Source organism: Devosia sp. FJ2-5-3, assembly GCF_029201545.1.
Taxonomy (GTDB): Bacteria; Pseudomonadota; Alphaproteobacteria; order Rhizobiales; family Devosiaceae; genus Devosia.
In genome coordinates this window covers 2,378,850-2,405,048 of sequence record NZ_CP104007.1, presented here as the reverse complement: position 1 = coordinate 2,405,048, position 26,199 = coordinate 2,378,850, and the positions used below count along the sequence as shown (strand labels likewise).

Genomic DNA, 26,199 nt, shown 5'->3' with positions numbered 1-26,199 from the left:
AACAGCTCGGACAAGACGGCGCTCACACCGGCTCGACGCAATCTTCGATGTTTCCCGCCGCGCCCGCCAGTTTCTGGACCGGGGCAAAGCGTTGAGGGCAGGGCGCTTCACTGGCGCGTCTGCTGCCCATCCGAAAATACATGAGATTTAGCTATGTCTAGTCCGAGGCGTGAGTTGGATGATTTTTTCCGCCTGATTTTTCCTGGATTCGATCCCAGCAGCCCGAGGCGTCGCTGGATCAACTTCAAATATATCGACGATCTCGTCCAGCTCCTCGGCTTGCCTCATCGTCTGCCCGATATTGGCGTTAATCTGTTGGACTAACGATGCGTTTTGTCGGGTGATTTCCTCCATCTGGGTCATGACGGTGCTGACGTCTCCAATGGAGCGGGCTTGGCTGTGAGTTGCTTCCGCCACATCAGCGATCAAGACGGCGTTTTGGCGAACTGTTGCCACCATGTTCTCAAGCTTGGCAGCCGCAGAGGCAACGAGTTCAAGACCTGTATTTACCTCGTTCGTGGATTTTTCGATCAGAGTTTTCACCTGTGATGACGCGGCAGCCGCCGACTGGGCCAGGCGGCGAACCTCCACCGCAACAACCGCAAATCCCGCACCCGCCTGGCCAGCCCGAGCTGCTTCCACCGAAGCATTGAGTGCCAGCAGATTGGTCTGAAAGGCGATGTCATCGATCAGTTCAATGATGTCGGATATCTTCGATGATGAAGCGGAAATGTGGTCCATAGCCTCGTTGGCCTTGAGCATGACCGCGACAGTTTGATCGCCGGCGACTGACAAGCTTCGGGATTGCTGGCTGGCTACACTTGTGCGGGCGGCGTTTTCCCTTACCGTCCCTGCCAACTGCTCAAGCGTGGTGCTGATCTGCTCGATGGCCGTGGCCTGCTTCGTTGTCCGGTCAGACAGGTCATCAGAACCTGACAGGATCTCGCCCGTTGCGGTCTTCAGAGACGTCGATGTTACGAGGAGCTTCCCGACAATCCCTGTCAACTTATTGACAGTGTCATTGAAGGCAAGTCGAAGCTCTTCAAATTCGCCCGCAAATTCGGTGTCCAAGCGCGCTGTGAGATCACCCTTGGCCAGCAGTTTAAGAGATCCGCCTAGGATACTCACCACCGCCTTTCGGGATGTGATGTCAGTGGCATATTTGACGATCTTGTAGACTTTGCCATTCGTGTCGAAAATAGGCGTATAGGTGGCCTGAATCCATATTTCTCTTCCGTCCTTCCCAAGGCGCTTGTACTCAGCGGCTTGAAATTCGCCGCGATTAAGCAAGGCCCAGAAGTCTCGATATTGCTGGGTGCTGGAAACGTCCTCGGGTACAAAGATGCGGTGATGGCGGCCTTTGATTTCGGAAAGCGCATACCCGAACGCCTCACAAAATCTGCTGTTCGCTGTAATAACAGTGCCGTCCAGATCGAACTCGATCATTGCTTGGGATTTCGAGATGGATGCTATTTGCCCTCTGTATTCCGCGTCCTGGACCTTCCTCGCGGTCACATCGCTGGCAAGCTTGACAATTTTTATGGGCTTACCTGACTCATCAAATACGGGATTGTAGGAGGCCTCGATCCAGACCTGCCTGCCGTCTTTCCCGATCCGTTTGTACTCCCCTCTGTCAAACACACCTTGCCGCAGGTTATTCCAGAAAGCCTGATATTCCGGCGTCGCTACGTGTGACGGCTCAACGAACATGCCGTGATGTTTGCCAGCGATTTCGGGGAGTTCGTACCCCATCGTTTCAAGGAAATTGCTGTTCGCGGTGAGCACATTGCCTTCAAGGTCAAACTCAATCAGCGCCAAAGAGCGGGACAGGGCCTCCAACGTTGCACGTTCCGTCTGTCCACGGTTCAGCCTAAAAAATCCCACTGCAGGGAACTCCTACGGAAACACGCGACCTGTACCCGAACGAACAAATTGCATAAGCAACGCGCATTTGTTTCGGGTTCTACGCCCAGGGCGCTTACGGAGATTTTACGGGCCGGTGTCCGTGTTGGATCACATCAGTTGCACAATCACATGGATCATGACTAATTTGGCTCGACCACAGATCAGCCCAAGGCCGCTATGCTGGGACGCTGTAGTTGGCGGGTGTGCTGGAGCATGTGGCCGGCCCATGGGGCTCCATCGCCTTCATGCAATTGGTGACGTCGCATCCGCGCATTCGCTAGGACGCCATTTCAGCTGCCCATCCAAGAATGTCGGTGATGCTCATTGCGCCTGAGACCCGGGCGACCTCCTTGCCGTGCCTGAACATGATCATGGTAGGAATGCCCCGGATGCCCAGCCGGGAAAGCGCCTGATTGTCGTCAGAGTTGAGCTTGACGAAGCGAAATCTGGGTTCGGCCAGTTTAGCGGCTGCCTCGAATTGCGGACCCATGACTTTGCATGGTCCGCACCACGGCGCCCATACATCCACCAGGACCGGGATGTCGGATTTCGCGATGTGCTTTTCGAGTATTGCAGCGGACACATCCGCCGGTTGACCGGTAAAAAGACGCTGGCCGCATCTGCCGCACTTGGCGGACGAGAGTGCGCGGCCGTCCGGGATCCTGTTGGTCGCGCTGCAATTCAAACAGACCATGTGTGTCATCTAGGGGGCTGGTCCTGATTGAAGGCTCGGAGCTTGTCGATGCCAAGCACCTGCAGCGCGAGCTTCTCATAAAAAGGTTCAGCTGTTCCAGAGCGGACCTTCTGCAGGAAGTATTTCTCGAACCCAATCTTGGCAGCATGCACCCATTTGCTGGATGCCGACCAGTTGACGTTGCGCGGGGTATTTGCGGCTGTGCGACGATACAGTGCTAACAGCTAACAAATTCAACAAGAAAACCTGGTGATCCCGGAGGGACTCGAACCCCCGACCGACGGCTTTGAAGGTTCTTGCTATATCCAGCTGAGCTACTGACCGCGAGCAAGCGAACTGGTTTGGGTTCTCATCAGATGTAGAAAAGCCCAGTTTCCCGGGCCTTCCATTTTCAATGCCAAACATATCCCGCAGATAATTCCACGCCTCTCAGGATTAATCCCAGACCATTGGGGGGCGGCGCATCACCAACCAATTGCTTCCTGCTCAACTACACCCGGTGGTGGTTCCGCACGTATCGCACTTCAGGCAGGTGCCGTTTCGCACCATCGTGAAGTTGTGACATTCGGTGCACTGGTCGCCGGTGTAGCCCTTCATCTGAGCTTCGGCGCGGAGGAGGCCGGTGTCTTTCGACGGCGGTGGAGCCGGGATGGGCGAGAGCTCGGCAACGTTGAGGGCGGTCGGGCTTGGTTCGATCTTGAGGGCCGTGGCGCTGCGCATCGACGTCACAGTGGATGTCCCGGTCGACGTGGTCGGGGCGTAGCGGCTGGCTTCGGCAGTCGGAACAAGCATCAGGGATGCATTGGCCGTCTTGCCGCGCGTCATGCCGCGGGAGACAAAGCGCTCTGCGGGCACCGGGGCCGTCGGAGGCGCATTGCGCGCACCCTGGTCTTCGGCAACGCCCTTGCCGAGCGAAGTCGGGCTGTCGGGATTGACGTGGGCCAGGTCATCGCGGTCGAGGTAGGAGACCGCAAGTTCACGGAACACATAGTCGAGGATCGAGGTCGCGTTCTTGATCCGGTCATTGCCCATGACCATGCCGGCCGGCTCGAAGCGCGTGAAGGTGAAGGCCTCCACATATTCATCCAGCGGTACGCCATATTGCAGGCCGATCGAGATGGCGATGGCAAAATTGTTCATCATGGCGCGGAAGGCCGCGCCTTCCTTGTGCATGTCGATGAAGATTTCGCCCAGGCGGCCATCGGCATATTCGCCGGTGTGGACATAGACCTTATGACCGCCAACGACGGCCTTCTGGGTATAGCCCTTACGACGATCCGGCATTTTTTCGCGGGTGCGGATTTCCACTTCGCGCTCGATGATGCGCTCGACGATCTTTTCGGCGATCGCCGGGACGCGCGCGTCAGCGGTCATGGAGATGACGTTCTCGAGGGCGTCTTCGTCCTCTTCGTCGTCGGCGGCGGCCAGAACCGATGAGTTCAGCGGCTGGGAAAGCTTGGAGCCATCGCGATAGAGCGCGTTGGCCTTGAGGGCCAGGCGCCACGACAGCATATAGGCGTTCTTGGCGTCCTCGACGGTCGCATCGTTGGGCATGTTGATCGTCTTGGAGATCGCGCCGGAGATGAAGGGCTGGGCAGCCGCCATCATCAGGATGTGCGATTCAACCGAGAGATAGCGCTTGCCGATCTTGCCGCATGGGGTGGCGCAATCGAACACGGGCAAGTGTTCTTGCTTGAGGAACGGCGCGCCTTCAAGCGTCATGGCACCGCAGACGTGGATATTGGCAGCCTCGATATCCTTCTTGGCAAAGCCGAGGAAGGACAGAAGGTCAAAGGAGAAATCGTTGAGCTGCTCATCGGTGACGCCGAGGCTCTTGAGGAAATCGGCGCCCAGTGTCCACTGGTTGAAGATGAACTTGATATCGAAGGCGGAAGCCGTCGCAGCGTTCAGCGCTTCGATCTTGTCATCGGTAAAGCCCTTGGTCCGCAGCGTCGCCGGATTGATGCCGGGAGCCTGGTTGAGATTGCCGTGACCGACCGCATAGGCCTCCATCTCGGCGATCTGGTCTTCGGAATAGCCAAGGGTGCGCAGGGCCGGGGGCACGGCGCGGTTGATGATCTTGAAATAGCCGCCGCCGGCCAGCTTCTTGAACTTCACCAGAGCAAAATCGGGCTCGATGCCGGTGGTGTCGCAGTCCATGACGAGGCCGATCGTGCCGGTGGGCGCGATAACGGAAACCTGAGCGTTACGATAGCCATGCTGTTCGCCGAGGGCGAGGGCATTGTCCCAGGCCAGCTTGGCGCGCTCGCTGAGGGCCGCATCCTTGATATTGGCGTGGTCGAGAGCGACCGGCTTGATCGAGAGACCTTCATAGCCATCGCTGTTGCCGTGGGCGGCGTTGCGATGGTTGCGAATGACGCGCAGCATGTGCTTGGAGTTGCGCTTGTAATCCTTGAAGGGGCCGAGCTCCTTGGCCATTTCGGCCGAGGTGGCATAGGACACGCCGGTCATGATGGCCGTGATGGCGCCGGCAATGGCGCGGCCTTCGGCCGAGTCATAGGGAATGCCGGAGGTCATGAGCAGGCCACCGATATTGGCATAGCCAATGCCGAGCGTGCGGTATTCGTAGGAGCGTTCGGCAATGGCGCGCGAGGGGAACTGGGCCATCATCACCGAGACTTCGAGCACAATGGTCCAGAGACGGACGGTGTGCTCATAGGCGGCGGTGTCGAAGGTCGAGTCCGCATTGCGGTAGGGCAGCAGATTGACCGACGCCAGATTGCAGGCCGTGTCATCGAGGAACATATATTCCGAGCACGGATTGGAGGCGTTGATCGGGCCGGCGGCCGGGGAGGTGTGCCACTCATTGATGGTGGTGTGGTACTGGATGCCGGGATCGGCGGAGGCCCAGGCGGCGTAACCGATCTGTTCCCAGAGGTCGCGCGCCTTCAGTGTCTTGATGGTCTTGCCGCTCTGGCGGGCCGTCAGATTCCAGTCGCCATCGTTGTCGACGGCGTTGAGGAAAGCGTCGGTGACGCGAACGGAATTGTTCGAGTTCTGGCCGGAAACGGTCAGATAGGCTTCGCTATCCCAATCGGTGTCGTAGATGGGGAATTCGAGGTCGGTATAGCCCTGCCTGGCGAACTGGATGACGCGGAAGATGTAGTTCTCCGGCACCAGCGCCTTCTTGGCGGCGCGCACTTCGCGCTTGAGGGCAGGGTTCTTGGCCACGTCGAAGCAGTCATCGCCCGAACCTTCGCAGTTCACGGCGGCCTTCATAATGGCCTTGAGATGCTTGGAAACGACCTTGGAACCAGTGACGAGTGCCGCCACCTTCTGCTCTTCCTTGACCTTCCAGTTGATGTATTCCTCGATATCGGGATGGTCGATATCGATCACAACCATCTTGGCAGCGCGACGCGTGGTGCCGCCCGACTTGATGGCGCCTGCAGCGCGGTCGCCGATCTTGAGGAAGCTCATGAGGCCGGAAGACTTGCCGCCACCCGAGAGCTTTTCGCCCGAGCCGCGAAGAGCCGAGAAATTGGTGCCCGTTCCCGAACCGTATTTGAAGAGGCGCGCTTCGCGCACCCAGAGGTCCATGATGCCGTTTTCATTGACGAGGTCGTCATTGACCGACTGGATGAAGCAGGCATGCGGCTGGGGATGCTCATAGGAGCTCTTTGACTGCACCAGCTTGTGGGTGAACGGGTCGACGTAGAAATGCCCCTGGCCGGGGCCGTCAATGCCATAGGCCCAGTGGAGGCCGGTGTTGAACCATTGCGGGGAGTTGGGGGCAACGCGCTGGGTGGCGAGCATGTAGGCGAGTTCGTCGAAGAAGGTGCGCGCGTCTTCCTCGCTGTCGAAATAGCCGCCCTTCCAGCCCCAATAGGTCCAGGTGCCGGCCAGGCGATCAAAGACCTGGCGGCTGTCCATCTCAGAACCATAGCGTTCATTCTCCGGCAGCTTGGCCAGTCCATCCTCGTCGGGGATAGAACGCCACAGCCAGGACGGCACGGAATTCTCTTCGACCTTCTTGAGGACGCGGGGAACGCCAGCCTTGCGGAAATACTTCTGCGCAATGATGTCTGTTGCCACCTGAGACCAGGTAGCAGGCACAGCAATGTCTTCCAGCTTGAACACCACCGAGCCATCGGGATTGCGAATTTCGCTGGTCGCGGAGCGGAACTCGATCGAAGCGTAGCGGTCCGCGTTGGCAGTGGTAAACCGGCGTTCTATGCGCATGATGTGGTCTCAGCTGATCTATCTGTGGAGCGGTGCGAAGAGAGGCGAGGACTCTTGCCGCGTTTGAACTCTATCAAAGCCTTAATCATGCCGGAGTCGAGTGATCAATTTTTTCGCCACGGTACACCATGGGTTGTGCGGTCATTTCCGAAATGACCAAAATCTAGTGTTTAATATGGGAATAGCGTGGATAAGTTACAACCGCCTTGAGCGTGTCCCCTGGGGATGAAACGGACCGTTTCCAGTGTTAATGGCATGCTAAAATCACGTGCTAAAGCCGCAGAAAAGCTGGAGTTTTGAGAGGCGCCGGGGCGGGCTCCGACTCGCGGAAATCCCTGTCAAGAGCCACATTTTTCGCGCAATCCACAGTTGGGCCGCTACCACATATTGTGTGCCGCTAGTCACTCGCCCGCAATCCGCGGGTTTCGCCCCACATCACCCAAACTGCCAGTGGAACCATGGCGAGGCCTGCCCAGCCATAGGCGGGGAGTATCCCGATGGAGTCGGCAAGGGTACCAAAAACGAGGGTGAAGAAAACGCCGACGATGTTCTCGGCCATGACCAGCGCCGAAGTCGTTGTGGCGCGGCTTCGACCCTCCATGACCCGATGGAAGCGCGCCTCGGCCAGCACCCCCATTGGCGCCACGACGATATAGCCGAGGGACAAGATCAGCACATAATACGGTGACGCGCCGATCGAAGAGAGAACCAGAAGAGCGCCACCCGCCAAGGGAAGCAGCCAGGCGAGCACGGGCCTCCCGGCCAGCCGATATGCGTAAAGGCTGGCGATGGCGTGACACCCCTCCACGCCCGCGGCCAATATGCCCCAGGCCCAGACGGGAACATCCGTGGCAAGGTAATAGAGCTGGTCGAATTCCTCGAGGATTTCAAAGACCACCAGTCCAACCGCTATATAGGTGGTGACGAAGCGCAGATCGGCGTGGGCCCGAAATTCGTTCACGGCATCCTTGAAATGCAAGAGGTAACTGCCTGGCATGTCATCGCTTTTCGCGCCTGCCGGTCCACTGCGGCGCACATCTTTCAGCCAGTAGGGAAGGAGTGTTGCGACAAGCAGAGGCGGAATGGAAAGCCAGATCGCCCATTCAAAACTGTACCAGCCCACAAACCCGCCGATGAGTGTGCCAAGACCGATGCCCAACCCTTCTGCTGCATTGTCCCGGCCCAATGCCCGGTCGAAATCCGCACTGCGTCCGTCATGTGCCATCCGTTCATAGAGAAGTGCCTCTCGCGAGCCGGACTGCATGGCCTGGGCAAGACTCCAGAAAAGAAAGCCGAGCCCATAGAGCCAGAAATTCCCTGCGGCGACCGCCCAAAGGATGAAGGTCAGGGTTTTGGCGAGAGGCGCGAGGACGAGCAATACGCGCCGATCGAAGTGGTCCGACAGGGCGCCGGAGGGCATTTCAAGGACAATCGCGGAACCTGACCAGAAGGCGAGGAGGATGCCAATCTGGGTGATGCTGAGGCCTTCCAGAGAGAAAAGTGCCGTGTAAATGGCGTAGCCCAGCATGAAGTCGAAGAGGAAGACATAGGCGTAGTAGATGCGGAGGAAACCACGCAGGGCCATCAGGCGGGCTCCCTGGCAGCAGCCGCAAATTGACTGGAATGGACCACGGCACGCCTCGCGCAGACACCATTCGGTGAGCTTGTGCCCATCAATCCCTCCCGTGCCCGTGCGCGCCAAGGCGGCTCACTCGTGGCCACGTGTCCGCTTTTGGCTAGGATCGTCCGCGGCGTCATGCTAAACCCCAGCCAAATCGACTTGCCAATCTCGGAATCGACACGTGGCCAAATCCGGTATCAAGCAATTTCTAACTGAAATCTTCTCCTGGTGGAGCGGCAATACCTGGGGTACGCGCCTCTGGATCAAGCGCTTTGGACAATATGTCGGCAGCGATGAGTTCGGTAATCGCTACTATCAGGACACGAAGGCCGATCGCCGCTATGTGACATATAACGGTCCGGCAGATGCCTCGACGATCCCTCCCGGCTGGTATGGCTGGATGCATCACCGCTCCAATGTCGTTCCCAGCGAAGCCAAGTACGAGCCGCATCCTTGGGAAAAGCCGCACCAGAAAAACCTGACTGGTACGGCCGCTGCCTATCGTCCCGATGGCAGCCTGCTGAACAAGGGCGAACGTCCGCGCGTTACCGGTGACTACCAAGCCTGGTCGCCCGAATAAGGACACCGGCCTTTGCCGTTCTTCCCTCTTAAGACCGGGCGAGCGCTCCGTGGGGCGCTGCTCCTGGCGGGCTTCGTCGCCGCGGCCCTTCCGGTTTCGGCACAACCGATTGCCAATCCCGTGGCCATGCTGGCCGGTCTCGACAAGATCACCGGCCGTATCACGCGTTTCGATGTCTATATCGACGAGACCGTCCTTTTCGGCGCGCTCGAAATCACCCCACGCGCCTGTTATAGCCGCCCGTCCAATGACACGCTGCAACGCACGTCCGCGTTTCTGGAAGTTGACCAGCGCAATCTCGATGGCACGGCCAAGCGCCTGTTCACCGGCTGGGTTTTTGCGGACAGCCCGGCGCTGAACGCGGTCGACCACCCGATCTATGACGTTTGGCTGATCGAGTGCAAAACCTCGACCAATGTTCCGCCTCCGGACGAGCGCTGAACTTTTTCTTCTGAACCCCGTCGAAAATCTCTCTTCAAGCTCGTCGCAACCCTGAGGGTTCCGGCGTGTGCCGAAGGGAGGCTGCGATGTTGCTCAAGAACCGGATCGCCATAGTTTATGGCGGCAGTGGTGCAGTTGGCGGCGCCGTAGCGAGCGCTTTTGCCCGCGAGGGCGCGGTCGTGCATCTGGCGGCACGGGGCAGGGAGCGCCTGGAGGAGACGGCTGCGGATATCCGCTCGCGCGGCGGCATCGCCTTCACCGATGTGGTGGATGCACTCGACAAGGCTGCGGTCGAGCGCCATTTCGAGCGCGTGGCCAGCACCGGACCGGTAAAAATCGTCTTCAGTGCCATCGACTGGGGAGACTCGCAGGGCCAGGACCTCAGCGTGATGGATTTTGGTCGCTTCATGCTTCCGGTCGAGCGGGGGCTGAAATCCTGGTTCAATATTGGCGGCATGGCTGCACGGCACATGGCGTCCAATGGTGGCGGCGTCATTCTCGGCATTACCGCAAATGCCGCGCGCGAGGCCTACACGCAGATGGGCGGATTCGGCGTCGCCTGTGCGGCGGTTGAGCATTTCCTCCGGCATCTGGCGGTCGAAAACGGCCCACAGGGCGTACGCTGCTGTTGGGTACGGTCGCCGGGGTCGCCTGACGCACCGGGTGTGCGCGAAGCCTGGCTCATCCATGCGCGCGAGCGCGGCATCAGTTTTGACGAGATGCATCGGGAGGTTGCCAAGGATACGCCGTTGCGCCGTATTTCGTCACTGGGCCAAGTGGCCGACGCCGCCGTCCTGCTGGCCAGCGACTTGGCATCCAGCATGACATCCACATTTGCGAACGCCACTGGTGGCGCTCAGATCGACTAGAGGGAGAAGCGTATCATGATGACTTTGCCGGAAGTGATCGAGAGAAAAACCCAGCACTATGTCTACGTGCCGTTCACAGTGCGCATGGACCAGATGCAGAAGCCAGCCGATGAGGGATTTCCTCAAATTTTCGCCTATCTCGATAAGCATGGTCTCGAGCCAGAAGGCGCGGCCTTCTACAACTACCGGCGGATTAACATGGCCGAGACGCTAGACGTGGAGGCAGGCATAGCAGTCCGCAGCCCGGGCCCTGAAGACGGCGCGGTGCGCGCCGGGACGTTGCCGGGTGGCCGGTTTATGACTTTGGAATGGCATGGCCACTATGATGCGCTCGAAAAGGTCACCGGCATCCTGATCGGCTGGTCGCGCCTTACCAACCAATTCTTCGACATGGAGGCCAAACCCGACGGCGATCATTTCGCCTGCCGCCTCGAAATCTATGAGACCGATCCGTCCGAGGTGCCAGATCCCAAGGATTGGGTGACCACACTCAGCTTCAAGCTTAGTGACGCCTAGAAGAACTCGTCCAAGGTGCAGTAGAATTCGTAGCGGTGCGGGTTAAATTCCGCACCGTAGGCCCGGAAAAATTTGGGCACATGCTCCTCTCCGATATTATCGGCTATGCTGCGGGCGGCTATGGCAAGGTCCTGCCAGACATCGGCTACGCCCATGCGGCCGCAATCCACGAGGCCGGAAAAGCGTCCGGCCAATGCCAACACATTCGGCGTGGAGGCATCGCCATGGGTAACGATCGGCGTGCCGACCTCCGGTCGATTGTCGTGGAGCCAGGCGAGGAGATCGGCGGGCGGACGGCCAAGCCGCTGTGCGTCGAAGTCGGTCTCGTCAACCAGGCCCGCCGCCAGCCTTTGCGCGGCTAGGGCCAGGCGGGCATCTATGCCGTGATCGAAGGTGCAATTTGTGGGGTCGAGCGCGTGAATGCGCTTGAGGCCTTGGGCGTAGATGCGGACGAATTCGTCCGGGCGGTCGGGATAGTGCGTGAGATCTTCGCCGGGGACGGCGCTCATGAGCAGCCAGACCCGATCGGCCGACTGCTCGGCATCTATGACGCGCGGAGCCTTGAAGCCCATGCGGGTAAGCCAGCTGAGCCGCTCGATCTCGCCCGGCAGTTCCCCGAGCGGGTGCAGTTCTTCGGTCTTGAGGAAGACCGAATTGCCGTCCCCCAGAAGGATGCGCCAGACATGGGCACCGGACCGACCGTGGGTGATCGGCGCCCAATCAAGGCTGGCCAGGGGACCGAAGCTCTCGGGCAAATTGGCAGGAATGGTCATGTGTTTCGATCCAATGCCGTCCAGTCCGCCGCCAGTGTCGTGGCGCGGCCGAGCCGGTCTTCATATTCGGCGCGAGGAATTTCGATGCCGCCCAACGAGGCCAGGTGCGGCGTGAGAAACTGGGTGTCGAGAAGCTGGAAGCCGCCGGCATTGAGGCGCTCGACAAGATGGGCCATGGCGGCCTTTGATGCGTCGGTGCGACGGTGGAACATGGACTCACCGAAAAAAGCCGCGCCGATGGCTAGGCCGTAGAGGCCGCCGACCAGTTCATCAGCGTCCCAGACCTCTACCGTGTGCGCCACACCGCGTCGGAAGAGTTCGCCATAGACGGCCCGGATAGTGCCGTTGATCCAGGTGGAGTTGCGATCCTCGCCGACGGTCGCACAGCCTTCGATGACAGCCTCAAAATCGGTATCGACGCGGATATCCCAGCCGGATTTGCGCATCGTCTTGCGCAGGCTCTTGCTGAACTGAAAACCATCGAGCGGGAGGATCCCGCGCTCTTCCGGGCTGACCCAGAAGAGGTCGTCATCCCCGGCGTCTTCAGCCATCGGAAAAATGCCAGCGCAATAGGCCCGGATGATGAGTTCGGGGGTGATGTCGAGGTCGAAGGGGTCGGAGCGTTTGGCCATGGAAAAAAGATAAGGGGCGCCTGCGCGCCCCTCAACATCAAGCCTTGTTGTCTGCCAAGAATTTTTCCAGCCAGTGGATATCGTAATTGCCGGCGATGATGTCCGGCTCCTTGAGAAGACGCTGGAACAGGGGCAGGGTGGTTTTGACGCCGTCGATGACGAACTCGTCGACTGCCCGGCTCAACCGCTTGAGGCATTCCTCACGCGTGCGCCCGAAGACGATCAGCTTGCCGATCAGCGAGTCGTAATAGGGCGGTATCCTGTAGCCCTGATAGACGGCTGAATCGACACGGATCCCGACGCCACCGGCCGGGTGATAAAAAGTGATCGTGCCCGGCGACGGAGCAAAGGTCTGCGGATCCTCGGCATTGATGCGCACTTCGATGGCGTGGCCATTGAACTGCACCTTTTCCTGAGTCATGGAGAGGGCCTCGCCAGAGGCGACGCGGATCTGCTCATAGACGATATCGATGCCGGTGATGCGCTCCGTAACCGGGTGTTCGACCTGCAGGCGCGTGTTCATTTCAATGAAATAGAACTCGCCGTTCTCGTAAAGAAACTCGATGGTGCCGGCGCCGGAATATTTCAGCTTGCGCATGGCGACGGCGCAGATTTCGCCGATCTGGTCACGTTCCTGCGGACTGATCGTCGGCCCGCCTGCTTCTTCCCAGACCTTCTGGTGGCGCCGCTGCAGCGAACAGTCTCGCACGCCCAGATGCACGGCATTGCCCTGGCCATCGCCGAGGATCTGAACCTCGATATGACGCGGCTTGCCGAGGTATTTTTCCATATAGACGCTGTCATTGCCGAAAGCCGCCTTGGCCTCGGACCGAGCAGTCGACCAGGCCACCAGCAGTTCGGATTCGGACTGAGCGACCTTCATGCCGCGACCACCACCACCGGCAGTGGCCTTGATCAGGACTGGATAGCCAATGTCCTTGGCGGTCTTGAGCGCCTGTTGCTCGGTCTCGACAGCGCCAGGAGACCCTGGAACCACGGGAATGCCGAGCTCGACCGCCGTCTTCTTGGCGGTGATCTTGTCACCCATGATCTCGATATGATGGGCCGAGGGGCCAATGAAGGTAATGTTGTGCTCGCCAAGGATCTTGGCGAAACGGGCGTTTTCGGACAGGAAGCCATAGCCTGGGTGGACGGCGTCGGCCCCCGTGATCTCGCATGCGGCAAGGATCGATGGGATGTTGAGATAGCTGTCCTTGGCCGCATTTGGGCCAATGCAGACGCTCTCATCGGCAAGGCGCACATGCATCGCGTTGGCGTCGGCAGTCGAATGGACTGCCACGGTCTGGATGCCGAGTTCCTTGCAGGCGCGCAGGATGCGCAGGGCAATTTCGCCGCGGTTGGCGATCAGGACTTTCTGGAACACGCGAAAGTCTCCTTACTCGATGACGACGAGCGGCTCGCCATATTCGACCGGTTGGGCGTCGTCGACCAGGATGCGGGTGACCGTACCGGAGCGATGCGCTGGAATCTGGTTCATGGTCTTCATCGCCTCGATGATGAGGACGGTCTGGCCTTCGGAGACCTTAGCGCCAACTTCCACGAAAGTGGGCTTGCCGGGCTCGGGCGAACGATAGGCAGTGCCGACCATCGGAGATGTCAACGTACCCGGATTGGAGGCCAGGTCTTCCTTGGCGGCGGGAGCGGCAGCCGGAATGCTGGACACTGGCGCTGCGGCAGGTGCTGCCTGAGGCGCGGACATGTACTGCATGGGCGGCGCGTAGGCGGGCGCCTCGACAGGATAGGAACGCGTTACGCGGACCCGGAAGTCTTCCTGCTCGATCTCGATCTCGACAAGATTTTCCTTGTTGAGCAGTTCGGCGATGGCGCGGATCAGGTCATGATCCACCTGAGATGACTTGGTCATTCTTATCGGTCTCCCGGCTTCGTCTTGGAAGCGTTATGCGAGTTTTTCGGCCAAAGCATGGAGCGCAAGCTTATATCCAAGCGTCCCAAAGCCGCAAATGACGCCGAACGCTACCGCCGACACATAGGAATGATGTCGGAAGGACTCGCGCTGGTGAATGTTGCTGATGTGAACTTCGGCTACCGGAAGCGCGACGGCCTTGAAGGCGTCGTGAATGGCAACCGATGTGTGGGAATAGGCACCGGGATTGATCAGGATGCCGTCGGCGGTGCCGAGTGCCTCCTGGATCCAGGTGACCAATTCGCCTTCGATGTTCGATTGGCGGCAATCCACGGTCAGCCCCAATTCGTCGGCTGTGCTCCGACAGAGCGCCTCAACATCGGCCAGTGTCTGTGCACCGTAGATTCCGGGCTCGCGCTTGCCGAGCATATTGAGGTTCGGGCCGTTGAGGACGAGAACGTGCTTTGCCATGGTCTTTTCGTTGTGCACCGGCTATTTCCGGCGGTGCAAGGGCGGTTACACGAAATGCACCGAAATTGCGAGCCCGTTCGCTTCAAAGGGACCGGGAGGTGCCTAGCTGCAAACGGTTTCCCCACATTCCCGCATATTGGCGATGCGCTCGCGCAGGCCATCGATCCCTATCGCGCCTGGAATGATCTCGTTGCCGATGATGTAGGTCGGCGTTCCAGTGATTCCGAGAGCCTGGGCGATTTGGTAGGACGACTGGATCGACTTTGCGACGCGCTCGTCCGCCATCTGGATTTCAAGGCTGACAGGGCTGAGGCCGATCTCCTGGGCGGCGGCGAGGGCGACTGACTTGTCCACCTTGCCGCGGCCGCTGAAGAGCGCTTCGTGGAAAGCCCAATAGTCCGCGTCGGTCTCGCCGACGAGCACCGCGACGCGTGCCGCATCGATCGATTCATTGGAGAGGATCGGAAATTCCTTGAGGACGACCTTGAGGTTGGGATCCTCCGCCAGCAATGTGGCGAGGTCGGGCAGGGCGGAGCGGCAATATCCGCAATTATAGTCGAAGAACTCGACCAGGGTGACGTCGCCGTCCGGATTGCCGACCACGACTTGCCCCGGACCATTGTAGATCTGGTCATGCATGGAGGCGATCGCCGTTTGGGCCTTGGACTGCTCTTCCACGCGCAGCGTGTCTTCGAGTGCCACCGACATGCGCTGGAGAAGTTTCGGATCGCTGAGCAGGAACTGCTCGATCATCGGATTGAGAACGGCAGGATCAATGTCAGCTATGACGGGAGCTACCGGTGCGACCGCCGCAGCCTGTGCTTCCCGAGCTGCGAGCGCCTCGTCGACGACAGCGCGCACCGCCGCAGCGTCCATCTCCAGCTTGGGTTGGTTCAGCACGGAGTATCCAAATGCGCCTCCCACGACACCGAGGGCAGCAACAAGAACGAGGGTGAGGCGGCTCATGAGGATTCGGGGCTCCGGCAATTTGTCTCCAAACTTCTAGCAGACTTGTGATGGGCTTTGCGACCCATGGGGCGCCGTTCACGGCGAGCCGGGTCAATTGTTGTTGAGATGGTGCGCCCGGTTGGGTAGTCCAGAGGCACACACGGAGCTGCCCAATGACCGACCTTGCGCCAGACGCGCTCATGCCTTTTCTCGCCATGGATATCCTGAAGCGAGCCCGCGCTCTGGAGGCGCAGGGGCGCAGCATCTGCCATCTCGAAGTCGGGGAGCCCGGCCAGCCGCCGGCGCCGCGCGTCCTCGAGGCTGTGGCCAAGGCGCTGCCCGAGCCGCAGGGCTACACCAATGCCAAGGGCACGACAGAACTGCGCGAAGGCCTGGCGCGCTATTACCAAGACCAGCATGGCGTCTCCGTCGACCCGGAATTGATTCTGGCGACAATGGGTTCGTCGGCTGGCTTCATCCTGGCCTTTCACACGGCGTTCAAGCCCGGTGCGCGCATTGCCATCACCCGGCCTGGCTATCCCGCCTATGTAAACACGCTTCTCGGTCTGGGATTCGCGATATCCGAGATACCGGTCTCGGCGGCCAATGGCTGGCATCTGACCGGAGCAGACATCGCCCAGGCCCATGCGCGGCAGCCCTTCGATGGGCTGTTGTTCGCCAGCCCCGCCAATCCGACCGGCGCCTCGGTGGATCGGGCAGGGTTGGCCGATATCGTCGCCACATGCGCGCGGTTGGGCATTACCTTCATTTCAGACGAGATCTATCACGGCCTCGATTATCGCGGCCCTTCGGTCAGCGCGCTCGAGTTGACGCGGGACGCGATCGTGATCAACAGCTTCTCGAAATACTACTGCATGACCGGTTGGCGGATCGGCTGGATGGTGCTGCCGGAGGCGATGATCCGGCGAGCCGAAATCCTTCAGCAAAACCTCTTCATCTCGGCCCCCACACTCAGTCAGATCGCCGCGACGGTCGCCCTGAGTGAACGCGACTATTCTGAAGAGCAGAAGGCCAGCTACGCACAAAATCGGGCTCTGCTGACGCAAGGCCTGCGAGAGCTTGGCTTCGACCTGCCGTCTGCAGGTGACGGAGCCTTCTATGCTTACGCGGGAATCTCGAGCTTTTCCAATGACTCGCTAGCCTTTTGTGAATCGCTGCTTGAAACTGCCGGCGTTGCCGCGACGCCTGGGCTTGATTTCGACCGTAGCAATGGCAATGGGTTCGTTCGGTTCAGCTATGCTGGCACAATGTCGACCATAGAGAGCGCGTTGGAGCGGTTGCGGGGGTTCCTGCGCTAAAGCAAAGCCAGTTGGCTCACGCGCAATAAACTTTGCGACCAAGGCTGATTGTCGAACATCGGGCGCAATTGGCGCGATCAACTCATTGCAGGCTGCCGTTTCACAGACGCGGCGGCCCTGACTTGTCCAAAGACCATGTAGATACACTGCGCCATCCCGGCCCGTGTTCAACGCATTCTGAGGGATAGTCCAATGGCTTTGCTGCAACGCTCCACCGGGCTGGCGATGATCGCCGTGCCCGTGATTTTCATGACGGCCTTTACCGGCCTCCAGATGAGCTTCAACTATCCAGATGTCCTGCGCGAGCCGCCAGCCGACATACTGGCGCGTTTCTCGGCGGGCGGACCAGCGCTGCTCGCCACCTGGTATGTATTCATGCTGTCGGCCCTTGCCTTCATACCGGTGGGGGTTCTGTCGGGTCTCTGGCTGATGCCACGCCATCCGGTTGCAGCGGCCTTTTCGGCAACATTCGGGATCCTTGCTGGCCTGGTTCAGGGTCTCGGCCTCCTGCGCTGGGTGATCCATGTGCCAAGCCTGGCCGCTGCGCCGGAAGACATGACCACGCAAGCGGTGTTCAACGCCTTCCACCTCTATGTCGGGGCCGGAATTGGCGAACATTTCGGCTATTTGTTTACCGCGCTCTGGACAGTGTCCGTGTCGGTCGCCCTGATGGCCCGGTATCGATTGATGGCCTGGGCGGGGATCGTGGTGGCCATCGGGATCATGGTTGGCATGGCCGAGCCTTTCGGCTTTGCTGCGGCCGGGATGATCAATGCGATTTCGTACACCGCCTGGGCGGTGTGGCTGATCGTACTGGGCATCCTCGTGTTGCGGCAGAAGGATGGCTGAAAACTCGTGGAGCGGGGACAGTGATACCAATTCTCAGAACAGACCGCCTGATCCTGCGACCGCCTCTCGTGAACGACTTTCCGCCCTATGCAGCGATGATGCGGTCATCACGCGCCGTGTTCATGGGCGGCCCCTTTGACGAGCGACAGGCCTGGGGGATGTTTTCCAGCGATGTGGCCATGTGGTCGCTCTTCGGCCACGGCGCGCTGATGATAGACCTCGCATCAAGCGGTGAATGCGTGGGGCAGGTGGGGATCAACCATGGTCCGCTCTTCCCCGAAAAAGAGCTGGGCTGGATGCTCTATGATGGACACGAAGGATATGGCTACGCAACGGAGGCGGGCATGGCCATGAAAGACTGGGCCTTTGGAATAGCGGGCCTTGACCACCTGGTGAGCTATTTCGATCCCGCCAATCACCGGTCCATGGCCGTTTCCGCAAGGCTGGGCGGCGTACCGGATCCAGATGCGCCGGTGCAGGACGAGGGCGACGTCGTCTACCGCTACCAGCGCGGCTGACTTATCTGCAAAAGGAAAGGGCGGCTTGAGAGCCGCCCTTCTGTTTCAGCTTAGCCTAGGCCGAGGCGGCGCTGCCACCAACCGACCTTTTTCTTCTTGTCGGGCTCATCGCCATCGCTCGGAGCTTCGGCCTCGGGAGCAGCGCTTGAGGCCACCACGACACCCTCGGGCGGCAGTTCCTTGCGGGCGCGACGCGGCCGGGCTTCAGCCGGAGCTTCCATTGCTGGCTCTGCTGCGGCAGGTGCCAGTTCAACCTGTGCTTCCGCTGGTGCGGCGGCTGCCACCGCGGTCTCGATCGGAGCCGCATCTGCCGGAGCACCTGCCTCGGGGGCGGAAGCTGGTTCTGCTACCGCTTCGGCCTTGGGCTTGCGGGTCCGCGGCTTGCGCTTGGGCTTTTCAGCCGCAGTTTCTTCCGAAGGAGGGGCAACTTCAGCCTGTTCTGCCACGGCTGGTGTCGCGGTTTCAGCAGCAGGCTCGGCCTTGGGCTTGCGGGTCCGCGGCTTGCGCTTGGGCTTTTCGGCCGGCGTTTCCTCGGCGGCAGGCGCAGCGTCCTCAGAAACCGGAGCCACTTCCGGAGCAGCCTCAACCGTCGTTTCGACCGGCTGAGACACCTCTGCCTTGGGCTCGGCCACTGCAGCAGGCGCCGGCGCGACAGTTTCGTCGGCCGCGGCGGCTACAGGAACACGTGTCTCCTCGGTGCCGTTGCTCTCGTCCTGATCGCGACGATTGCGACGACCGCCGCGACGGCCGCGACGGCGGCGGCGGCGTGGTTCGCCATCGGCATCGGTCGCCGAAACGTCGTCGCTTTCGCTCTCGCTATCGCCGTCCTCATCGGAGGCTTCGGCTTCAGTGTCCGAGATGGCTTCGACTGCAACCTGGGGTGCGCGTTCTTCACCGCGCTCTCCATTGCCACCGCGACGCCGGCGACGCCGGCGGCGACGGCCACCACCTTCGCCGTCCGCGCTTTCGGCACTGGCGGAACGATCTTCGGTCTCGGCAACCTCTTCGTCTGCCTCGACTTCGACCTCTGGCTCCTCGACTTCGTCCTCGATCACGGCGCTATCCACGCGCACATGGCTCGCAGCGCGCTGATCGGCATAGGAGGCGACGCGGGTTTCACCTTTCTCGATGGAGAACTGGTGACCGGTAAGCTTGCTGTCGGCCGTGATGGTGATCGACAGAGCGTTGCGCGATTCCAGCGCGGTCAGGGTGTCGCGTTTGAAATTGAGAATATAGAGGGCAACGTCGGTGGGGACACGCACATTGATCGACTGGCCCTGCTTGCGCAGAACGTGGTCCTCGATGTGACGCATGATCATCAGCGCCAAAGACTCGGTGGAGCGCACGAGACCCGTGCCGTCGCAGATCGGGCACTTGTGGGTCGAGCTTTCCACCACGCCGAAGCGGATGCGCTGGCGGCTCATTTCCATCAGGCCGAAATGGCTGATGCGGCCAACCTGGATGCGGGCGCGATCGTCCTTGAGGCATTCCTTGAGCTTGCGCTCGACCGCCCTGTTGGAGCGGTTTTCCATCATGTCGATGAAGTCGATGACGATGAGGCCGGCCAGGTCGCGCAGGCGCAGCTGGCGGGCAACTTCATCTGCCGCTTCCAGATTGGTCTGGAGCGCAGTGTCCTCGATATTGTGCTCCTTGGTGGAGCGTCCCGAGTTCACGTCGATAGAGACGAGCGCCTCGGTCGGGTTGATGACGATGTAGCCGCCGGAGGGCAGGGTCACCACCGGGGAGAACATCTGGTCGAGCTGTGCCTCGATGCCATATTTCGAGAACAGCGGCTGCTCTTCGACATATAGCTTCACGTTCTTGGAGTGGGACGGCATGATCATCTTCATGAAGTCCTTGGCCTCGCGGAAGGCATTGTCGCCCGCCACCAGAACTTCATCGATGTCCTTGTTGTAGAGATCGCGGATCGTGCGCTTGATCAGCGAACCTTCCTCATAGACGAGACATGGCGCCTGGCTCTGCAGAGTCAGCGTGCGAACGCTCTCCCACAGGCGCATCAGGTATTCGAAGTCGCGCTTGACCTCAGCCTTTGTACGCGAAGCACCGGCCGTGCGCAGGATGACGCCCATGCCTTGTGGCACCTCGAGGTCGGAGGTGATTTCCTTGAGGCGCTTACGGTCGGCGGCGTTGGTGATCTTGCGGGAGATGCCGCCGCCACGGGCGGTGTTGGGCATCAGAACCGAGTAGCGGCCAGCCAGCGAGAGATAGGTCGTGAGAGCCGCGCCTTTGTTGCCGCGCTCTTCCTTGACGACCTGCACCAGCATCACCTGGCGGCGCTTGACCACTTCCTGGATCTTGTACTGGTGCCGACGGTGCTGGCTGGAGCGACGACGCTCGGGCACTTCCTCAAGGGCATCCGCACCGCCGATGGACTCGACCGGCTCGGAATTGGCCGGGGCCTGTTCGATATGGCTGTGCTCTTCGCCCTCATGCGATTCGGTATCGGACTCAGCACCGGCTTCGGCGACGGGGGCCTGTTCGACCTCGCCCTGGGCTTCGTCTTCCTGCTCTTCGTGCTCTTCTTCAAGCAGAAGCGCTTCGCGGTCAGCGACGGGGATCTGATAGTAGTCTGGGTGGATTTCGCTGAAAGCGAGGAATCCGTGGCGGTTGCCGCCATATTCTACGAAGGCCGCCTGCAGGGAGGGTTCTACCCGAGTGACCTTGGCGAGGTAAATGTTGCCCCGCAACTGGCGGCGGGTCGCCGATTCGAAATCAAATTCCTCGAGCCGGTTACCGGCGGTAACGACAATCCGTGTTTCTTCCGGGTGGATGGCATCCACCAGCATTCTTTTGGTCGCCATAGTGAGCTCCGCGCACCCGCGCGCCGACAAGGGGGCGCCGGAAGACCGGCACACCTGAAATGGCGCATTGCGGGGCGAATTGGTTGAATGAAATAGGGCGCAAACCTCTCACGTTTCGCGCTCCGGTAGTCTTGGTCACGGCCAGAGAATGAGGCGATGCAAAACGGCAATCGGAGAAGTCGATCGCGTCGCGCTTTGTTCGCCTGTGGGCCATATGACCTCTTCCTATTGGATGGCAGGCCGCGCTGGCGTGCCACCGTCCGGCTCAGGGGGGAGCCGAAATTCAGCGAAGGCGCGAAAATGCCGCTTTCAATCCGGGCCGCATGCAGCAAGTGCACGCCGGTCCAGCCGGGTTCGCAGCGGCGCGAAACGGTCATTAACCGTCGTCGCTGGCGCCCGCGAAACTCCTGCGCCTTCTCCTTAGCGTGTAGGGATGTTGCGCCAGATTGGCAACAGGAAAGTCAAAAACTCGACTCCATACGCTCTTTGTGACGCCGCTTCTTTGATTGACGACCCAAATCATCGCATAAGGCGGACACTGCCGCAGAATCGCCCGATGCTCGTGCCATGCGGCGTTAGAGTTTCCAGGGGCCCGAACCAGACTTGATTTTGCGCGTCCTCCTTACCCTATTCGCCGCCGTCCTTTCGCTCCTGGCGCTGTTTTCCCCGGCGCTTGCGCAGGAGAGCTCGGCCCCTGTTGCGCTGCCCAATGTCATCGACCTGCGGATGACGGCGACCGAGGACAGGGCCCGCCTCGTCATCGACCTCGCAGCCCGAACCGAGTTCTCATTCGTGTCGATGAGCGAGCCCGACCGCCTGGCGGTTGATGTGCGCGCCGGCACTTTTTCGGTTCCGGAGCCCGAGGGCGAGAGCGATGCCGGGGGCCTCGTGTCGTCCTATGTCGTTGAGCAGGTCGCCGGCGACCGCGTTCGCACGACGCTCAGTCTTGCCGGTCCTGCGCAAGTCCAACAGGCCTATGTGCTTGACGCCTTCAACGGCCAGCCAGCACGGCTCGTCGTGGATATCATTCCAGCCGACGCCGCTGTCTTCGCCGCCAATGTCGAGAGCGACCGCGCCGTTTCCGACGCTGCAGCCGCCAAGATTGCAGAATCGACGCCTGCCGGTGGCTCCGAACTGCCAGTCGTAACCCGCCCGCTCGTCATCATCGACCCCGGCCACGGCGGTATCGACAGCGGCGCAGAGGCCCCGAATGGCGTCAGGGAAAAGGATATTGTCCTCGCCTTCTCGCAGCGGCTACAGGAATTGCTGGTCGAGTCGGGCCGCTTCGATGTCGCGCTGACGCGCGAGAGCGACCTTTATCTCAAGCTCGAGGAACGTGTTGCTCTGGCCAGGATGAACAAGGCGGACCTGTTCATTTCGATCCACGCCGACAGCTTCCAGCAACCCGAGATTCGCGGCGCCAGCGTCTACACGCGCGATGAGAACGCCACCGACGTCCTCGACAAGGTGCTGGCTGATTCCGAAAACAAGTCCGATGTCATTGCCGGCTTCGCGATGCCCCAGATGGCGCCTGAAGTTGTGGACATTTTGATTGATCTGATGCGACGCGAAATGCGCGTCCAGTCATTCCTGGCTGCACAGTCGATCGTGCACCAGTTGGAGCCCAGCGTGGCGCTGCGCCGTTTTCCGGTGCGCCAGGCCGACTTCTTCGTCCTGCAGGCGCCCGATATTCCGTCGGTATTGGTGGAGCTGGGCTTTCTGTCCAACGCCAACGACATTGCCAATCTGACGAAATCAGAATGGCGCGATCGTACTGCGGAAGCTATTGCACGCGGGATATCGAGCTATTTCGACAGCCTCGAAAAACCGGAATGAGACGGATCACGGCGATGTCGGCAATGAAAACTGATGGCGACTTCTGTTATGATGTTGTCGCCGCGCTGACTGGCGCAACACAGCGCGCCGCCCGCGCGGCATGGAGTATCTGACGCAATGTTTCGACTGCTCGGCTGGCTTTTTGGCTTCGGCATGTTTGTGGCGCTTGGTGGCGTCGCCGTCGCGGCCGTGTATCTGGCCAGTGTCACTGCCCAACTGCCGGACTACACGGTCCTCAAGGACTACCAGCCGCCGGTGACCACGCGCGTGCACGCTGCGGACGGCACACTCCTGGCCGAATATGCCCGTGAGCGACGGCTGTTCCAGCCCATGGAAACGGTGCCGCCTCTCGTCGTCAATGCGTTTCTCTCCGCGGAAGACAAGGATTTTTATACCCATGGCGGGATCGCCTTTGATGGCGTGGTTCGCGCTCTGCGCGATAATCTCCTTGCCCGCATGGACGGCAACAGCTCGATCCAGGGTGGTGGTTCGAGCATCACCCAGCAGGTGGCGAAGAACTTTCTGCTCTCTTCGGAGCAGACCTGGGACCGAAAAATCCAGGAAGCCATCCTTGCCATCCGCATCGAGTCCACCTTCACCAAGGACCGGATTCTCGAGCTCTATCTCAACGAGATTTTCCTAGGCCTCAATTCCTATGGCGTGGCGGCGGCGGCGCTGAATTATTTCGACAAGGCGCTCTATCAGCTGACACTCAGCGAAGCAGCCTATATCGCGGCCCTCCCGAAGGGACCGAATAATTACCATCCCTTCCGTCGACCCCAGGCCGCCATCGAGCGCCGAAACTGGGTGATCGATCGCATGGTCGAGAACGGCTATGTCGAGCCCCAGGATGCGGCTGCGGCCAAGGAAGAGCCGCTCAACGTTATTCCGCGCGCCTCTGGCAGCCAGGTCTATGTTGCCGAGTATTTCACCGAGGAAGTGCGGCGCGAACTGGCCAAACTCTATGGAGAGGACCAGCTCTATGGCGGCGGGCTGTCGGTGCGTACCACTCTCGAGCCGCGGCTGCAGGAATATGCCCGCCGGGCGTTGATGGACGGCCTCATCGCATATGACCACACCCGTGGTTTCCGGGCGCCGGTCGCCAGTATCGAACTGGGAGACGATTGGGGGCTCGACGTTGCAAAGGTGCGACCGCTCAGCGACGTGCCGGAATGGCAGCTGGCTGTGGTGCTGGACGTCGGCAACAACGAGGCCCGAATTGGCCTTCGCCCGGACAATGACGTCGATGGGGCGATCGGGCCAGATCGCGTCGAAGGCACGTTGTCCGGACCGGAGATCCGTTGGGTCTCAAAGCCGGTGCAGGACATCCTTGCAGTTGGAGACGTGGTTTATGTGTCGCCCGTCGCGGGCAAGGTCGGCATCTATACGCTGGAACAAGTGCCGGAGATCGAAGGATCCCTGGTTGCCATGGATCCGCGGACGGGTCGTGTGCTGGCCATGGTCGGCGGGTTCTCCTTCGCCGAATCCGAATTTAACCGGGCCACGCAAGCGCTGCGGCAACCGGGATCGTCGTTCAAGCCCATCGTCTACGCAGCGGCCCTCGATAATGGCTATACGCCGGCATCGGTCGTGCTGGACGCGCCGGTCGAAATTCGTAATGGCGACGGTTCGATCTGGCGGCCGGAAAACTATGCCCAGGAATTCTACGGCCCGCAGACCCTGCGGCGCGGCATTGAGCGCAGTCGTAATGTCATGACGGTTCGCCTCGCGCGAGACATCGGCATGCCGCTCATTGCCGAATATGCACGCATGTTCGGTATCTACGACACCATGCAACCGGTGCTCGCCATGTCGCTGGGTGCCGGTGAAACCACCAATCTCCGCATGACTTCCGCCTATGCGACCATCGCTAATGGCGGGCGCAAGATCGTGCCGACGCTGATTGATCGCATTCAGGATCGCTATGGCGCGACTGTCTACCGCCACGACACGCGAGTGTGCGAAGGCTGTTCGGCGGCCGAATGGCACGGGCAGGGAGAGCCGCGGATCGTCGACAATCGCGAGCAGGTGCTCGACCCGATGACCGCCTACCAGATCACGTCCATGATGGAAGGCGTCGTGCAGCGCGGCACGGGCACAGCGGCGCGGGCGCTTAATCGCCCGGTTGCAGGCAAGACCGGCACGACCAATGACTATAAGGATGCCTGGTTCGTCGGTTTCACGCCCGAACTTGCGGTCGGCATCTATGTCGGGTTCGACCAGCCGCGGTCGATGGGCTCATCCTCGACCGGCGGCGGCATGGTCGTGCCGATCTTCACCAATTTCATGGCCAAGGCCCTCGCAGGCCGGCCGCCCACACCGTTCAATATGCCTTCGGGCATGATTTCGGCCTGGATCAATCCCAACTCAGGTGTGAAAGCATTTGAGGGGGAAGCTGCGATCAAGGAGGCTTTCAAGCCTGGCACCGGGCCGAACCAGATGACATCGGTCATTGGTATCGACGTGAACGCCTACGACGCGGCCGCGCGCCAGCAGATGATGCAACAGCAATATGGTGGTGGCATCACCCAGCCCAGCGACAATGGCACCTTTATGGATCCAACCGTGCGGCGGCGGACGATTTTCTAGGCTCCGGGCCTGGTGACCGTCGTCTGCATGGCGACCGTGCGGCGAAATCCTGAGTGTGAGGCGGTTTTGACCGCGCGCCCCACTATTTTTGCCTGAACCATTTCCGGGCGAGTGCCTGGCGGAATCCCTTACGCCGCACCTTCTCGAGGAGCAGGGATTTCACCATCTGCGCGGCGGCTTGGCCGCCAAGCGGCAGGAGATAGGTCTGATCCTGCAGCTGGGCATGTATGGTCCCATTCTCGACGAAATAGCTGGCCTTGTAGGTCTGGCCATCCAGCTGCACCGCGACGTCCTGAACTAAACCTTCCCGATCCATATTGGCCTCCCAACACTGGGGAGAGCCTCGGACGTCACGCATCAATAGTCAACCGGTGAGAGAAAGCGGCCCCTAACGATCGGGCGGCAAAATCGGTGGCGATTGTGGGAAAATTGGTGCCCCCCGCCGGACTCGAACCGGCACGCCTCGCAGCGGAGGATTTTGAGTCCTCTGCGTCTACCATTCCGCCAGAGGGGCACGAGAACGGTTCCTATCGCAGTCCCCGATGGCGCGCAACATCCTGATGCAGTTTATCCCTTGGGAGACAACGATGGGCGCAGCGGGCATGCGCAGCGTTCATTTGACGACGCAGTGGTGCAGGCGTAAAGACCCGGCTGCGGTCTTGCCCTGCCTCCCGCGCCCGTCCAGCCGGCAACCTCCGCCAGGAGGCTGCGAAAAGGTCCCCGCCATC

21 protein-coding genes, 1 tRNA gene and 1 pseudogene are annotated in these 26,199 nt (G+C 60.4%); 9 read left to right on the top strand and 14 right to left on the bottom strand.

The window, feature by feature from the left end; genetic code table 11:
- Window positions 1-147: 147 nt before the first annotated feature.
- The 5 genes and pseudogenes from N0P34_RS11645 to N0P34_RS11625 form a co-directional block, all read right to left on the bottom strand.
- Window positions 148-1,818 carry a methyl-accepting chemotaxis protein gene (locus N0P34_RS11645; RefSeq protein WP_275603410.1) on the bottom strand — a complete coding sequence of 557 codons (1,671 nt, stop codon included), beginning with the start codon at window positions 1,816-1,818 and terminating at the stop codon, window positions 148-150.
- A gap of 364 nt (window positions 1,819-2,182) precedes the next feature.
- Window positions 2,183-2,608, bottom strand: a complete 426-nt coding sequence (trxC, locus tag N0P34_RS11640) for a thioredoxin TrxC (protein WP_275603409.1) — start codon at window positions 2,606-2,608, stop codon at window positions 2,183-2,185.
- Window positions 2,605-2,807, bottom strand: a pseudogene (locus N0P34_RS11635) (NAD(P)/FAD-dependent oxidoreductase); the annotation flags it as partial. The pseudogene N0P34_RS11635 and the gene trxC, both read right to left, overlap by 4 nt.
- Before the next feature lie 278 nt (window positions 2,808-3,085).
- Entirely contained in the window at window positions 3,086-6,802 is a 3,717-nt protein-coding gene (locus N0P34_RS11630; RefSeq protein WP_275603408.1) for a vitamin B12-dependent ribonucleotide reductase, read from the bottom strand.
- 397 nt (window positions 6,803-7,199) lie between these two features.
- Window positions 7,200-8,387, bottom strand: coding sequence for an MFS transporter (locus N0P34_RS11625; RefSeq protein ID WP_275603407.1), 1,188 nt, complete (start codon window positions 8,385-8,387; stop codon window positions 7,200-7,202).
- Between the two features lie 232 nt (window positions 8,388-8,619).
- Between N0P34_RS11625 and N0P34_RS11620 the strand changes: the two genes are divergently transcribed.
- The 4 genes from N0P34_RS11620 to N0P34_RS11605 all read left to right on the top strand — a co-directional run bounded on the left by N0P34_RS11620 (window position 8,620) and on the right by N0P34_RS11605 (window position 10,829).
- The gene (locus N0P34_RS11620) at window positions 8,620-9,003 is read left to right on the top strand and encodes an NADH:ubiquinone oxidoreductase subunit NDUFA12 (RefSeq protein ID WP_275606969.1); all 384 of its coding nucleotides are present in this window, start codon (window positions 8,620-8,622) and stop codon (window positions 9,001-9,003) included.
- Window positions 9,004-9,060: 57 nt separating this feature from the next.
- Window positions 9,061-9,444, top strand: a complete 384-nt coding sequence (locus N0P34_RS11615) for a DUF2155 domain-containing protein (protein ID WP_275606968.1) — start codon at window positions 9,061-9,063, stop codon at window positions 9,442-9,444.
- Window positions 9,445-9,530: 86 nt separating this feature from the next.
- Window positions 9,531-10,313, top strand: coding sequence for an SDR family oxidoreductase (locus N0P34_RS11610; RefSeq protein ID WP_275603406.1), 783 nt, complete (start codon window positions 9,531-9,533; stop codon window positions 10,311-10,313).
- Between the two features lie 15 nt (window positions 10,314-10,328).
- Window positions 10,329-10,829: a GyrI-like domain-containing protein gene (locus N0P34_RS11605; RefSeq protein WP_275603405.1), complete on the top strand. Its 501-nt coding sequence runs from the start codon at window positions 10,329-10,331 to the stop codon at window positions 10,827-10,829.
- On the opposite strand, the gene N0P34_RS11600 is transcribed toward N0P34_RS11605, so the two are convergent.
- The 6 genes from N0P34_RS11600 to N0P34_RS11575 all read right to left on the bottom strand — a co-directional run bounded on the left by N0P34_RS11600 (window position 10,826) and on the right by N0P34_RS11575 (window position 15,556).
- A complete protein-coding gene (locus N0P34_RS11600) occupies window positions 10,826-11,602 on the bottom strand; it encodes an APH(3') family aminoglycoside O-phosphotransferase (protein WP_275603404.1) in 777 nt (258 codons plus the stop codon). The two genes, N0P34_RS11605 and N0P34_RS11600, sit on opposite strands and share 4 nt — an antisense overlap.
- On the bottom strand, window positions 11,599-12,234 hold the full coding sequence (gene aat / locus N0P34_RS11595; RefSeq protein WP_275603403.1) for a leucyl/phenylalanyl-tRNA--protein transferase: 636 nt from the start codon (window positions 12,232-12,234) through the stop codon (window positions 11,599-11,601). The genes N0P34_RS11600 and aat overlap by 4 nt, the downstream gene beginning before the upstream one ends.
- Before the next feature lie 37 nt (window positions 12,235-12,271).
- Window positions 12,272-13,618 carry an acetyl-CoA carboxylase biotin carboxylase subunit gene (gene accC / locus N0P34_RS11590; RefSeq protein ID WP_275603402.1) on the bottom strand — a complete coding sequence of 449 codons (1,347 nt, stop codon included), beginning with the start codon at window positions 13,616-13,618 and terminating at the stop codon, window positions 12,272-12,274.
- 12 nt (window positions 13,619-13,630) lie between these two features.
- Complete coding sequence (gene accB / locus N0P34_RS11585; RefSeq protein WP_275603401.1) at window positions 13,631-14,119, bottom strand: acetyl-CoA carboxylase biotin carboxyl carrier protein; 489 nt, start codon at window positions 14,117-14,119, stop codon at window positions 13,631-13,633.
- A gap of 33 nt (window positions 14,120-14,152) precedes the next feature.
- Window positions 14,153-14,590, bottom strand: coding sequence for a type II 3-dehydroquinate dehydratase (gene aroQ, locus N0P34_RS11580; protein WP_275603400.1), 438 nt, complete (start codon window positions 14,588-14,590; stop codon window positions 14,153-14,155).
- A 102-nt stretch (window positions 14,591-14,692) separates the two neighbouring features.
- Window positions 14,693-15,556: a DsbA family protein gene (locus N0P34_RS11575; protein ID WP_275603399.1), complete on the bottom strand. Its 864-nt coding sequence runs from the start codon at window positions 15,554-15,556 to the stop codon at window positions 14,693-14,695.
- Window positions 15,557-15,711: 155 nt separating this feature from the next.
- Between N0P34_RS11575 and N0P34_RS11570 the strand changes: the two genes are divergently transcribed.
- From N0P34_RS11570 to N0P34_RS11560, 3 genes are all read left to right on the top strand, one after another.
- On the top strand, window positions 15,712-16,857 hold the full coding sequence (locus N0P34_RS11570) for an aminotransferase class I/II-fold pyridoxal phosphate-dependent enzyme (RefSeq protein ID WP_275603398.1): 1,146 nt from the start codon (window positions 15,712-15,714) through the stop codon (window positions 16,855-16,857).
- Between the two features lie 192 nt (window positions 16,858-17,049).
- Complete coding sequence (locus tag N0P34_RS11565) at window positions 17,050-17,706, top strand: DUF4386 domain-containing protein (RefSeq protein ID WP_275603397.1); 657 nt, start codon at window positions 17,050-17,052, stop codon at window positions 17,704-17,706.
- A gap of 20 nt (window positions 17,707-17,726) precedes the next feature.
- Window positions 17,727-18,224, top strand: coding sequence for a GNAT family N-acetyltransferase (locus N0P34_RS11560; protein WP_275603396.1), 498 nt, complete (start codon window positions 17,727-17,729; stop codon window positions 18,222-18,224).
- A 50-nt stretch (window positions 18,225-18,274) separates the two neighbouring features.
- On the opposite strand, the gene N0P34_RS11555 is transcribed toward N0P34_RS11560, so the two are convergent.
- On the bottom strand, window positions 18,275-21,046 hold the full coding sequence (locus tag N0P34_RS11555; protein ID WP_275603395.1) for a ribonuclease E/G: 2,772 nt from the start codon (window positions 21,044-21,046) through the stop codon (window positions 18,275-18,277).
- 603 nt (window positions 21,047-21,649) lie between these two features.
- Between N0P34_RS11555 and N0P34_RS11550 the strand changes: the two genes are divergently transcribed.
- Both N0P34_RS11550 and N0P34_RS11545 read left to right on the top strand, forming a co-directional pair.
- Window positions 21,650-22,882, top strand: coding sequence for an N-acetylmuramoyl-L-alanine amidase (locus N0P34_RS11550; RefSeq protein ID WP_275603394.1), 1,233 nt, complete (start codon window positions 21,650-21,652; stop codon window positions 22,880-22,882).
- Between the two features lie 117 nt (window positions 22,883-22,999).
- Entirely contained in the window at window positions 23,000-25,471 is a 2,472-nt protein-coding gene (locus N0P34_RS11545) for a penicillin-binding protein 1A (protein WP_275603393.1), read from the top strand.
- Between the two features lie 82 nt (window positions 25,472-25,553).
- Here the strand turns inward: N0P34_RS11545 and N0P34_RS11540 are convergent, their stop codons facing one another.
- Both N0P34_RS11540 and N0P34_RS11535 read right to left on the bottom strand, forming a co-directional pair.
- Complete coding sequence (locus N0P34_RS11540) at window positions 25,554-25,787, bottom strand: hypothetical protein (RefSeq protein ID WP_275603392.1); 234 nt, start codon at window positions 25,785-25,787, stop codon at window positions 25,554-25,556.
- A gap of 114 nt (window positions 25,788-25,901) precedes the next feature.
- Window positions 25,902-25,985: transfer RNA gene (locus N0P34_RS11535), tRNA-Leu, on the bottom strand.
- Window positions 25,986-26,199 lie beyond the last annotated feature (214 nt).